The sequence below is a fragment of the Paraplanobispora takensis genome (genome assembly GCF_016863195.1).
GTDB lineage: Bacteria > Actinomycetota > Actinomycetes > Streptosporangiales > Streptosporangiaceae > Planobispora > Planobispora takensis.
The window spans coordinates 1-12,014 of the sequence record NZ_BOOK01000096.1; the positions used below are offsets into that span (position 1 = coordinate 1).

The window sequence follows — 12,014 nt, forward strand, 5'->3', positions numbered from 1 at the left end:
GCGCGATCGGGTGCCGCGGCGTGGGCCCGCCTCCCGTGCTCACTGCGGACCGCCGGCGGGTGCGGCGCCGAGCAGGCGGCCGATCCAGCGGTCCAGCGGGAGCAGGCCGATCCCGATGACGACGGGGAGGTGCGCCAGGGTGAACAGGATCGTCGCGCCGAAGGAGATCGGCCCGCCGGTGAAGATCGTGATGTGCGGGGCGTCGATGGTCTCGGGGATGGGGATCGGGTTGACCAACTGCCACATGACGTCCAGGAAGCCGGAGAACACGATGACGATGCCGTTCACCGCGACCTTCAGGCAGTTGCCCGGGGTCCCGCCGCCCAGCCGGTGGGCGGCGGCGACGGTGAGCACGAGCCCGGGATAGAGCAGCAGGTAGAGATGGGTGTAGAAACTGTCGCCCTGGGCGCGCGCGGCGTCCATGTAGTAGAAGTAGCTGATCCGCGGGATCACGTAGCCGGTGAAGAAGACGAACGGCGCGTACATCAGCCAGTGCAGGCGCGGCGACGACCAGGGGAAGAAGGCGATCGCCGCGCACAGGCAGGCGAACGCGAGCAGCTTGACGCCCAGTTCCCACACCGCGTCTATCTCCCGGCCGTGCGGCGTGGCCAGCCACACGAACGCGGCTCCGGCGGCGCCGGCGGCCAGGGCGATCCACCACAGGTGCGGCGCCCATGCCCGCTCCGAGCTCAGGACGACGTCGCGGCGGTGCCGCGGACGTCCGGTGACCGGCGCACCGCCCTTGAGGAGCCCGAGGGAGGGTGGGTTTCCCCTCTCTACTGTCATGACTTCAGCACCTTTCTTCCGTTGCCGCGCCGCCACCGTCCGGGGTCCGGCACGCGGAGGGCCCCGCCGGGGTCGGCGGCGCGAGGAGATCGGCTGCGGACTCCGGGGGAGTCCGGTCGGTGAGCGGACGCGGAGGGCACGGAGCGGTCACATCCCACTCGCCCCCGCGAGAAACTTGCTGAAAGCGATCATAAGGCTTTCAGTAAATTTCAGAAAGACTTATCAACCGTTGACTCGCATCCGTATACCCCCGGCATGGCCGGATCCCGTCCGGCCGGGGCCTGACCTGCCCGGCGAAGGTGAACGATAGGTTGACGGCCATGACGACGCGTATCGCCGACATCGCGGCCCACTCCGGGGTCAGCGAGGCCACCGTGAGCCGTGTGCTGAACGGTAAAGCCGGTGTCTCACCGGCCACCCGGCAGGCCGTCCTCAGCGCCCTCGACATCCTCGGCTACGAGCGGCCCGCCCGGCTCCGCCAGCAGCGGGCCGGGCTCGTCGGCCTGATCGTGCCGGAGCTGTCCAACCCCGTCTTCCCGGCGTTCACCGGGGTCATCGAGGGCGCGCTGGCGATGCGCGGCTACGCCGCGGTGCTGTGCACGCAGGTGCCCGGAGGCATGCACGAGGACGACTGCATCGACCTTCTGATGGAGCGGGGGGTGGGCGGCATCATCTTCGTCAGCGGCCTGCACGCCGACTCCACGGCCGACCGAGGCCGCTATCTCCGGCTCATCGAGAGCAGGCTGCCGATCGTCATGGTCAACGGCTACCGGGCGGACATCGAGGCGCCGCACATCTCCACCGACGACGTGGCGGCGATGGAGATGGCCGTCGACCACCTGGCGGCGCTGGGCCACCGGCGCATCGGCCTCGCCATCGGCCAGAGCCGCTTCGTGCCGTCGATCCGCAAGACCGAGGGGTTCCGCCGCGCCCTGGCCCGCCACCTGGGCGGCGACGTCCCCGACGAGCTGGTCGTGAACACGCTGTTCACCGTCGAGGGCGGCCAGGCGGCGGCCCAGATCCTGCTGGACCAGGGCTGCACCGCGATCTGCTGCGGCAGCGACGTCATGGCGATCGGCGCGATCCGGGCCGTACGCCAGCGGGGACTGCGCGTGCCCCAGGACATCTCGGTGGTCGGTTTCGACGACTCGCTGTTCACCCCGTACCTCGACCCGCCTCTCACCACGATCAGGCAGCCCGTGCGCGAGATGAGCCTCGCCGCGGTGGGCACCCTCCTGGACGAGATCGGCGGCACCCGCGGCACCCGCGCCGAGCTGCTCTACCGTCCCGAGCTCGTCGTGCGCAACAGCACGGTCCCGGCCCCCGTGCCCGCGGCGGCCGAAGCCTGACCTCCGCCCCGCAGGCGGGGGCGGGTCACCGGCCGGGGGCGGGCCGGGCGGTACCCCGGACGAAGAACGACGCCGGGGAGCGGGTCTCCGCCATCAGGAAGCGCTCCAGGTCGGTGACGGCGAACCCGGCCTCCCGGATCTCCGCGAGGCTGTCGCGGCCGGTGCGGCAGCCGCCCGCCAGGTACGGCCAGACGGTGGCGTCCAGCACGTCCTGCACCCGCGCCCACCCGGGGGTGTCGGCACGCACGTGCTCCAGGAACCGCACCTGCCCGTCCGCGGCGAGCACCCGGCGCAGCTCGGCCAGGGCCGCCGGCACGTCGGGCAGCGAGCACAGCACCAGCGCCACCACCGCGGCGTCGAAGGCGGCGTCGGCGGCCGGCAGGTGCTCGGCCAGGCCGTCGGTGACCTCGACCGGGACCGGAGCCGTCCGGGCGGCCTCGCGGGCCAGACGGCGCAGTCGCGGCTCCGGCTCGACGGCCAGGACGCGGGTGACGGCGGGCGGGTAGTGGGCGAAGTTCAGCCCGTTGCCGGCGCCGACCTCGATCACGTTCCCGGACAGGCCCGCCAGCAGTCTCCGGCGCTGCTCGGCCAGCCCCCGATGCTCCATCGCGCGGCTGAGGCGGGCGTAGAAGCGGGCGAAGATCGGATGGTTCACCGTCGTACCGGCCGGGCCGCTGTCTCCCATCGCCTCAAAGTACCGCGTACCGCCGAGCTGATCCACAGCGCATTCAACTGGTCCAACCAGTTGACCTGCACGGCGGCACAGAACACAATTGCCGGCCATGACAGATGAGCGCATCCGGCGCGAATCGGTCTCCGACCAGGTCTTCGCGCGACTGAGGGACCGGATCCTCAGCGGCGACCCGGCTCCCGGGACCGAGCTCACCGCCGAACGGGACCTCGCCGGGTAGTTCGGCGTCAACCGGCACGCCGTACGCGAGGCGATCGAGCGTCTCCAGCAGGCGCGGCTCGTGGAGGTCAGCCAGGGCGGGCGGACCCGCGTGCTCGACTGGCGGCAGAACGCCGGCCTCGACCTCGCGATCCATCTCGCCCACGCCGGTGACATCCTGCGGGTCGAGAGCCTGCAGCGCGACGTGCTGGAGATGCGCGCGTGCGTCGGCGCCGACGCCGCCCGGCTGTGCGCCGGGCGCGGCACCGGCGCCGACCTGGCGGCGATCGTCGAGGCCGCGGCCCGCTACGGCGCGGAAGGCGAGGACCTGGTCGCGCTGGGCGCCGCCGACGTCGCCTGGTGGCGGCTGATCATCCGGGGTTCGGGCAACGTCGCCTGCCTGCTGGCCTTCAACAGCCTGGTCGGCAGCGCCCTGGCGGTCGGGCAGATGCCCTCCGGGCACCGCGCCGAAGAACTGCTGGACGTGGCCGCGCTCCTGCTGCTCCAGCGCCACTGGCGCTCCGGCCTGGCCGCCGGAAGCGTCACGGCCTGACTCCCCGCCCGCCGTACACATACAAGGAGACCGTTCCCGCATGCCCTCCGCCGTCGCCCGCAACCCGGTCCTGCGCGGCTCCCACCCCGACCCGTCCATCCTGCGGGTCGGCGAGGACTACTACATCGCCACCTCGACCTTCGAGTGGTGCCCCGGGGTGCGCATCCACCACTCCCGCGACCTGGCCGACTGGCGCTGCCTCGGCGGCGCCCTGACCAGGGAGGAACAGCTCGACCTGACCGGCGTGCCCGACTCCGGCGGGGTCTGGGCGCCCGCCCTGTCCCACGCCGACGGGCTGTTCTACCTGGTCTACTCCGACGTGGAGAGCTCCGGCGGCTTCTGGGACACCCCGAACTTCGTCGTCACCGCCGCCTCGCCGCAGGGCCCGTGGTCGGATCCGGTCCCGCTGCACGCCCGCGGCTTCGACCCCTCCCTCTTCCACGACGACGACGGCCGCAGCTGGCTGCTGAGCAACCGCTGCGACTGGCGTCCCGGGATGCCCTGGGCCTCGGGCATCATCGTCCAGGAGTACTCCCGGGCCGAGGGCAAGCTGATCGGCACCCCGGAAGTGATCTTCAAGGGCACCGGGGCGGGCTACACCGAGGGCCCGCACCTGTACCGCAGGGACGGCTGGTACTACCTCGTCACCGCCGAGGGCGGCACCGACTGGGAGCACCAGGTGACCGTCGCCCGCTCGCGCTCGCTTCCGGGTCCGTACGAGCCGGACCCGGCGGGCCCGGCGCTGACCGCCCGCCACGACCCGTCGCTGACGCTGCAGAAGGCCGGGCACGCCAGCCTGGTCGACACCCCCGGCGGCGACTGGTTCCTCGTCCACCTGACCAGCCGCCCCCTGACCCCGCGCGGGCGGTGCACGCTCGGCCGCGAGACCGCGCTGCAGCGGGTGGACTGGCCCGCCGGCGGCTGGCCCAGGGTCGAGGGCGGTGTGCCGGCCGAGACCGTGCAGATCCCGCTCGAACCCCGCCCGTGGTCCGCCGGGTCCACCGAGAACGCGCAGGACACAGAGGACGCGGGCTGGGCGGGGACCGAGTGGAGCACGCTGCGCCGCCCGGCGTCCGAGGAGTGGATGACGGCCACCGGCGACCACCTGCGGCTGCGCGGCGGACAGTCCCCCTGGTCGCGGGTACGGCCCAGCCTCGTCGCCCGGCGGGCCACCTCCACCCGATGCCACCTCACCGTCCCGGTCGACTTCGCCCCGGAGGACTTCCAGCAACTGGCCGGGATCACCGCCTACTACAACACGCAGAACTGGTACCTCCTGGCCGTCACCCGGCGGGAGGGGATCGGCCGCTGCCTGGAACTGCTGGCCGGCGACCGCGGCGAGGTCGGCACCCCGGCGGGCGCCCCGATCGGGCTGCCCGACGCCGGGCCGGTCCACCTGCGGACCGAACTCCGTGACGCCGAGGCGCGCTTCTCCTAAACGGGCCTCCGGTTGACGATTCGATCGCGGGCACGGTTAAGTTCGTTAGGAAGGTTTCCTAACGAACGGACGATCGCCGGTCTCCGGCGCATCCTCCCCCACCCTTCTGGAGACTCCGTGCCCCTACCCACAGCATCCGGCCTTCCCACCGGCCACCGTACCCTGAGGCTCCTCCTCGTCCCCGTGCTCGCCGCCCCCGCCGTCGCGCTCCTCGCCGGTCCCGGCCACGCGGTCACGGCGGGGCCCGCGCCGGTCGCCGCCGCCCCCGAGCACCGCCCGGACCGTACGGCGGGCGCCGCGGCCGACCTCACCGACCCGCGCAAGAAGGACGTCGCCCTGCAGATCGTCTCCAGCGCGGAGAACTCCTCTCTCGACTGGAGAGCGCAGTACAAGTACATCGAGGACATCGACGACGGCCGCGGCTACACCGCCGGCGTCGTCGGCTTCTGCTCCGGCACCGGGGACATGCTGGAGCTGGTGGAGCTCTACGCCCGGCGCAAGCCCGACAACGTGCTGGCCGAGTACCTGCCCGCCCTGCGCAGGGTGAACGGCACCGACTCGCACGCCGGCCTGGGCTCGGCGTTCGTCAGGGACTGGAAGACCGCGGCCCGGGACCGGGTCTTCCAGCAGGCGCAGAACGACGAGCGTGACCGCGTCTACTTCACCCCGGCGGTCGACCGGGCCAAGAAGGACGGCCTGCGCACCCTGGGCCAGTTCATCTATTTCGACGCCCTCGTCATGCACGGCGGCGGGACCGACCCGCAGAGCTTCGGCGCGATCAGGAAGAACGCCCTGAAGAAGGCCAAGCCGCCCGCGCAGGGCGGTGACGAGCGGGCCTACCTGCACGCGTTCCTCGACGCGCGCAAGAAGGCGATGAAGGCCGAGGCGGCCCACGAGGACACCAGCCGGGTCGACACCGCGCAGCGGGTCTTCCTCGGCAAGGGGAACCTGGATCTGAACACGCCGCTGTCGTGGAAGGTCTACGGCGACCCGTACACGATCAAGTAGTCGCCCGGCGGTTCATTCCCGGGGAGCCGAGTCTCCGCAGCACCCGGCTCCCCGCCCTTCCCGCGCTCCTGCGGGGGTCCGATCGGGCCACCGGGACGACTCGCGCGGGCCCCTCGCCGGAGATCACGCCGACAGCGCGTGCCGTACCCTCATCCCATGCGCGCTGTCCTTTTTGACCGCTTTGGCGGTCCCTTCGACGTCCGCGATGTCCCCGCCCCCACCGCCTCCCCGCGCGGAGTGGTCATCCGCGTCGAGGCGACGGGACTGTGCCGCAGCGACTGGCACGGCTGGCAGGGGCACGATGCCGACATCACCCGTCTGCCGCACGTGCCGGGACACGAGCTGGCGGGCGTGGTGGAGGCGGCCGGCGCCGAGGTCCGCGGCTGGCGTCCGGGAGCCAGGGTCACGGTCCCCTTCGTGGCAGCGTGCGGTTCCTGTGCGGCGTGCGCCACCGGCGACCAGCAGGTGTGCGAACGCCAGACCCAGCCGGGCTTCACCCACTGGGGGTCGTTCGCCGAGTACGTGGCCGTCGAGAACGCGGACGTCAATCTGGTCGCGTTGCCCGCCGGCATGTCCTTCACCACGGCCGCCTCCCTCGGCTGCCGGTTCGCCACCGCCTTCCGGGCCGTCGTCCAGGTGGGCGGGGTACGGCCCGGGGAGTGGGTGGCGGTGCACGGGTGCGGCGGGGTGGGCCTGTCCGCCGTGATGATCGCGGCGGCGGCCGGGGCGCGGGTGGTCGCCGTGGACGTGAGCGCCGAGGCGCTGCGGCTGGCCGAGCAGGCGGGCGCCGCCCACGTGGTCGACGCCACCCGGGGAGAGGCCTGCGCAGGGGAGGACACGGCCGCGCGGATCACGGAGCTGACCGGGGGCGGGGCCCACGTCTCGATCGACGCGCTGGGCAGCGCGCCGACCTGCGCGGTGTCGGTCCTGGGCCTGCGGCGCCGGGGCCGTCATGTGCAGGTGGGCCTCCTGCCGGGCGGCCGGACACCGGTCCCGATGGACCGGGTGATCGCCTACGAGCTGCGCGTACTGGGCAGCCACGGCATGGCCGCCCACGCCTACGCGCCGATGCTGGAGCTCATCGGGTCGGGCACGCTGCGCCCCGACGAGCTCGTCACCCGGACGATCGGCCTGGAAGAGGCGGGCGGGGCGCTGGCCGAGATCGGATCGGTGCCGGGCGTGACCGTGATCCTCCCCCACCAGCCATGATCAAATAGATGAAAGTTGAACATTCGGCTAGGTAAGCCTAACCTAAGCTACGTGACCGAGAAGATCTCGTTGCGTGGAGCCGACCTGCGTCTCAGCTACCACGGCACCACCGCCGTCGAGAACGGCCACATCACCTTGAGGCAAGGACACGTGACGGCCCTGGTGGGCCCGAACGGCAGCGGCAAGTCCACCCTGCTGCGCGCGCTGGCCCGGCTCCACCGGCCGGAGGCCGGCACGGTGACGCTGGCCGGTGACCTCTCCGCCCTGGACATGTCGGCCCGCGACTTCGCCAAGCGGGTCACCCTGCTGGCCCAGAGCCGTCCCACACCGTCCGGCGTGCGGGTCCGGGACGTCGTCGGGTACGGCAGGCACCCCTACCGGGGCCGGTGGCGGGCGGGCGACCCCGAGGGGGAGGCCGCGGTCGCCGGGGCGATGGAGCTGACCGGCGTCGCGGGGATGGCCGACCGCCCGGCGGACGAGCTGTCGGGCGGCGAGCTGCAGCGGGTGTGGCTGGCCACCTGCCTGGCGCAGGACACCGGCGTCCTGCTCCTGGACGAGCCCACCACCTTCCTCGACCTGCGCTACCAGATCGAGCTGCTGGAGCTGGTGCGCGACCTGGCCGACCACCACGAGGTGGCCGTCGGAGTCGTCCTGCACGACCTGAACCAGGCCGCCGAGCTGGCCGACCACGTCGTCCTGCTGCACGGCGGCCGCGTCCGGGCCGACGGGCCGCCCGCCGAGGTCCTCACCGAGGACCTGCTCACCGAGGTGTACGGCATCCGCATCGAGGTCACGCACGACCCGAGGACGGGGACGGTGACCACTCGCCCGATCGGGCGGCACACCAGAAGCGTCCCCGCCACAACCTGACAGGAACACCATGATCCCCCTGCGCACCGCCCTCGTGGCCGTGGCCTCCATCGCCGTGCTCGCCGCCTGCGGCACCACCGAGGCCGCCGCCCCGGAACCGGCCGCCTCCGGAGGCACGGCCTCCGCCGCCCCCGTCACCGTGACCGACAGCCGCGGCAAGCAGATCACCCTCGACCGTCCCGCCACCAAGGTGGTCGCCCTGGAGTGGGGCGAGGCCGAGATGGTGGTCAGCCTCGGCGTCATGCCGATCGGGGTGGCCGACACGAAGGGCTACGGCACCTGGGTGACCGCGGCCAAGCTCGACCCCTCGGTCAAGGATGTCGGCACCCGCCAGGAGCCGAGCGTCGACTCCATCGCCGCCCTCCAGCCCGACCTGATCGTCATGGAGACCTCGCGCGACTCCGCGCTGGTGCCGCAGCTGGAGAAGTTCGCCCCCGTCGTCGTCATGACCGGCAGCGACGGGAGCGACAACCTGGGCCGGATGCGCAAGGACCTCAAGACGATCGCCACCGCGCTGGGCAAGACCGCCGAGGCGGACAAGCTGCTGGCCGACCTGGACGCCTCGCTGGCCGACGGCAAGAGCAAGCTCGCCGCCGCCGGCTTCGCCGGCAAGCCGTTCGTCATGGCCGACGGCTGGAAGGACGGCAGCAAGATCTCCATCCGCCTGTTCGGCAAGGGCGCGCTGGTCTCCGACATCATCACGCAGCTCGGCCTGGTCAACGGCTGGACGGGCGAGGTGGACCCGGTGTGGGGCCTGGGCGTCACCGACGTCGAGGGCCTGACCGCGCTGAAGGACCCCGACACCCGCTTCTTCTACAACGCCTCCGACGGCGTCGACGTCTTCGCCGACGGGCTGGCCTCGAACGCCATCTGGAAGAACCTGCCCTTCGTCGAGAAGAAGCAGGTCGCCAAGCTGCCCGACGGCATCTGGACCTTCGGCGGGCCGCTGTCGGCCGAGCAGTACGCCGAGGCCGTCGTGAAGGCCTACACCGGTTGAGCACCGAGGTTCAGGCCCCGCCGGTGCCCACCACGCCGCTGCGGCGGCTGGGGGGCGCCGGCGTCGTCCTTCTGACGCTGGCGGCGGTCGTCCTGGCCTCCGCGGTCCACGTGACGCAGGGCACCTCGTCGATCGGCGCCCTCGACCTGCTCCGGCTGCCGTTCGGCGACGGGGACGGCGAGGCCGCCCGGATCCTGCTGGCCTCCCGGCTGCCCCGGCTGCTGGCCGGGGTCGCCGTCGGCGTCGCCCTGGGCGTGGCGGGCGCGCTGCTGCAGGCCGTCTCCCGCAACCCCATGGCCTCGCCCGACACGCTGGCGGTCAGCTCCGGGGCGTACTTCGCGGTCGCCGCGGCGGCGGCCTTCGGCCTGACGCTGCCGCTCTTCCTGTCAGGCCTGCTCGCCCTGCTGGGCGGGCTGGCGGCGGCCGCTCTCGTCCTGGCGCTGGCCGCGGGCGGCCGGATCGGCACCACCAGGCTGATCCTGGCGGGCTCGGCGACCGCGCTGGCGCTCCACTCGCTCACCAACCTGCTGATGATCCTCTTCGAGGAGGAGACCACCGGGCTGTTCGCCTGGGGCAGCGGCTCCCTCGTGCAGAGCGACCTGGACGCCGTGGCGCAGATGGGCCCGCTGATCCTGCTGGCCGTCGGCGCCGCCGTACTGGCCGGGCCCCGGCTCGACATCCTCGGCCTGGGCGACGACACCGCCACGGTGCTCGGCGTCAACGTCAGGCGGCTGCGCCTGGGGCTGACGTTCCTGGCCGTCGTGCTGGCCGCCGCCGCGGTGACCGTCGCGGGCCCCATCGGGTTCGTGGGCCTGTGCGCGCCGGTGATCGTCAGGCTGCTCCCGGGCACGCGCGGCCACCGTACGACGCTGCCGCTGGCGGGTCTCGTCGGCGTGCTCATCGTCCTGGGCTCCGACATCGCGCTGCGTGCCGTCTTCGGCGGGCAGGCGGGCGTGGAGGTGCCGCCCGGAGTGGTGACCACCCTGTTCGGCGCCATCGTGATGGTGTGGCTGGCCCGCCGCTACCGCGACGCCGGACCGACCCGCCAGCCGCCGATCGTGCGCGTCGCCGCCCGTTCCCGTACCGCCTTCCTGATCGTGACGGCGGTCTCCGCGGTCCTGCTCGCCGGGGCGGTCTTCCTCGGCATGCTCGGCGGTGACACCTGGATCCTGGGCGGCGACCTGGTCAACTGGCTCAGCGGTCGGACCGGCCGCGCCCTCACCTACGTGCTCGACCAGCGTTATCCCCGCGTCCTCGCCGCCGTTCTCGCCGGCGCCGCGCTGGCCGCCGCGGGCACGGCCGTCCAGGCCGTGTGCCGCAACCCGCTGGCCGAGCCCGGCGTGCTCGGCGTCACCGCCGGTGCGGGCGTGGGCGCGATCTCACTGCTGGCCCTCGTGCCGCTCGCCGGGATCTGGCCGATGACCGCGGCGGCCATGGCCGGGGCGCTGGTCGCCGCCGCCCTGGTGTACCTGCTGTCGTGGCGGGGCGGGCTGAACTCCGACCGCCTGGTGCTGATCGGCGTCGGGGTGCAGGCGGCGTGCACCGCCGTCACCATCATGATCATCGTCAAGGCGGATCCCTGGAACACCGCCATGGCGCTGACCTGGCTGTCCGGTTCCACCTACGGCCGCCTGCCGGTCCAGCTCATCCCGGTCGCGCTGGCCCTGGTCCTGGTGATCCCGTTGATCGCCTGGCTCCGCCGTGACCTGGATCTGCTCGCCCTGGACGAGGACAGCCCCCGCGTCCTCGGCGTCCCCCTGGAACCGGTACGGCTGGCCGCCCTGGGCGGCGCGGTGCTGCTGACCGCCACCGCGGTCTCCGCCGTGGGCGTGATCGGCTTCGTCGGCCTGATCGCCCCGCACGCCGCCCGCGCCCTGGTCGGCTCGGGCCACGCCCGCGTCCTCCCCGTGGCCGTACTGCTCGGCGCCCTGCTGGTGAGCCTGGCCGACACGCTCGGACGCACCGTCATCGCCCCGGCCCAGGTCCCCGCCGGAATCGTCACCGCCCTGCTCGGCACGCCGTACTTCGTGTGGCTGCTGTGGCGCTCGAGAGCCCGGGCGGACGGCTGACCCGCCGGGACCTGCCGCAGCACTCTTCCCCCGCCGGCCGTCGAGCGGGTCGCGGCGTCCTCCCGGGGGGCAGGAGGGACAGCAGGCGGCGTCGCCCACCAGGGCGATCCTGCCTCGGGTCCAGCCGTCCTGCCACGCCCGGGTCTCGCCGAGAATCCCGAACCGCGTGCCGGTGATTATCCAGCAGGATGGTCCAGCCGGTTCGGAGTCGCGTACGGCCCGCTCGGCGGGCTTGTGGGGATGATCGTCATCGCTCGCGGCGCCGAGGGCCGACAGCGGCACCAGCCGCCGGCCCTTCGGGTGGAACTCCCGACAAGCCGCAGTGGTGATTGACAAGCGGAGCGGCGTACGGCATTCTGTAGATGCGACCGGAAAGATGGGTCTGCGTTAGCGTGGACAAATTCAGATATAGCGAGTACGCTCGCGCTTCCACGCACCCTTTCTGACGACCCCCTCCACTCGCTCAGTTGCGAGGTCGTCCAGCGTGCGTGGAGCCAGTCCGCCGCGAGCCCTCGGAAGGACATCTGTTGGCAGCCTCGCGCAACGCCTCCGCCGTACCCGCCGCTCCCCGTCGCATCTCCTTCTCCCGCATCCACGAGCCCCTGGAAGTTCCCGACCTGCTCGCCCTGCAGACCGAGTCGTACGACTGGCTGGTGGGCAACGAGAGGTGGAAGACCCGGGTCGAGGCGGCCCGCCGGGACGGGCGCAGGAACATCCGGACCCAGTCGGGCCTCGATGAGATCCTTGAGGAGATCAGTCCCATCGAGGACTTCTCCGCAACCATGTCCCTGTCGTTCCGGGATCACCGGTTCGAGCCGCCGAAGTACTCAGTCGATGAGTGCAAGG

12 protein-coding genes and 1 pseudogene are annotated in these 12,014 nt (G+C 72.6%); 11 read left to right on the plus strand and 2 right to left on the minus strand.

Annotation, left to right across the window (positions count from 1 at the left end):
- Positions 1–39: 39 nt before the first annotated feature.
- The gene (locus Pta02_RS40125) at positions 40–786 is read right to left on the minus strand and encodes a hypothetical protein (protein ID WP_239131594.1); all 747 of its coding nucleotides are present in this window, start codon (positions 784–786) and stop codon (positions 40–42) included.
- 320 nt (positions 787–1,106) lie between these two features.
- Between Pta02_RS40125 and Pta02_RS40130 the strand changes: the two genes are divergently transcribed.
- Positions 1,107–2,135: a LacI family DNA-binding transcriptional regulator gene (locus Pta02_RS40130; RefSeq protein WP_203880293.1), complete on the plus strand. Its 1,029-nt coding sequence runs from the start codon at positions 1,107–1,109 to the stop codon at positions 2,133–2,135.
- 25 nt (positions 2,136–2,160) lie between these two features.
- On the opposite strand, the gene Pta02_RS40135 is transcribed toward Pta02_RS40130, so the two are convergent.
- Positions 2,161–2,820 carry a class I SAM-dependent methyltransferase gene (locus Pta02_RS40135; protein ID WP_203880294.1) on the minus strand — a complete coding sequence of 220 codons (660 nt, stop codon included), beginning with the start codon at positions 2,818–2,820 and terminating at the stop codon, positions 2,161–2,163.
- A gap of 97 nt (positions 2,821–2,917) precedes the next feature.
- On the opposite strand from Pta02_RS40135, the gene Pta02_RS40140 reads away from it, so the two are divergent.
- The 10 genes and pseudogenes from Pta02_RS40140 to Pta02_RS40180 all read left to right on the plus strand — a co-directional run.
- Positions 2,918–3,046 (plus strand): GntR family transcriptional regulator, encoded by a 129-nt coding sequence (locus tag Pta02_RS40140; RefSeq protein WP_203880295.1) that lies wholly within the window; start codon positions 2,918–2,920, stop codon positions 3,044–3,046.
- A gap of 12 nt (positions 3,047–3,058) precedes the next feature.
- Positions 3,059–3,127 (plus strand): annotated as a pseudogene (locus Pta02_RS42145) (GntR family transcriptional regulator); the annotation flags it as partial.
- A 9-nt stretch (positions 3,128–3,136) separates the two neighbouring features.
- Positions 3,137–3,577, plus strand: coding sequence for an FCD domain-containing protein (locus Pta02_RS40145; RefSeq protein ID WP_373872441.1), 441 nt, complete (start codon positions 3,137–3,139; stop codon positions 3,575–3,577).
- A 40-nt stretch (positions 3,578–3,617) separates the two neighbouring features.
- On the plus strand, positions 3,618–5,015 hold the full coding sequence (locus Pta02_RS40150; protein ID WP_203880297.1) for a glycoside hydrolase family 43 protein: 1,398 nt from the start codon (positions 3,618–3,620) through the stop codon (positions 5,013–5,015).
- A gap of 117 nt (positions 5,016–5,132) precedes the next feature.
- Positions 5,133–6,023: a chitosanase gene (locus Pta02_RS40155; RefSeq protein WP_275423661.1), complete on the plus strand. Its 891-nt coding sequence runs from the start codon at positions 5,133–5,135 to the stop codon at positions 6,021–6,023.
- Between the two features lie 156 nt (positions 6,024–6,179).
- The gene (locus Pta02_RS40160) at positions 6,180–7,232 is read left to right on the plus strand and encodes a zinc-binding dehydrogenase (RefSeq protein ID WP_203880298.1); all 1,053 of its coding nucleotides are present in this window, start codon (positions 6,180–6,182) and stop codon (positions 7,230–7,232) included.
- 51 nt (positions 7,233–7,283) lie between these two features.
- Complete coding sequence (locus tag Pta02_RS40165) at positions 7,284–8,102, plus strand: ABC transporter ATP-binding protein (RefSeq protein ID WP_203880299.1); 819 nt, start codon at positions 7,284–7,286, stop codon at positions 8,100–8,102.
- A gap of 10 nt (positions 8,103–8,112) precedes the next feature.
- Positions 8,113–9,099 carry an ABC transporter substrate-binding protein gene (locus tag Pta02_RS40170; RefSeq protein WP_239131595.1) on the plus strand — a complete coding sequence of 329 codons (987 nt, stop codon included), beginning with the start codon at positions 8,113–8,115 and terminating at the stop codon, positions 9,097–9,099.
- On the plus strand, positions 9,096–11,168 hold the full coding sequence (locus tag Pta02_RS40175; protein WP_203880300.1) for an iron ABC transporter permease: 2,073 nt from the start codon (positions 9,096–9,098) through the stop codon (positions 11,166–11,168). Before Pta02_RS40170 ends, Pta02_RS40175 begins: the two co-directional genes overlap by 4 nt.
- A 527-nt stretch (positions 11,169–11,695) precedes the next feature.
- On the plus strand, positions 11,696–12,014 hold a 319-nt coding region (locus Pta02_RS40180), incomplete at its 3' end, for a hypothetical protein (RefSeq protein ID WP_203880301.1).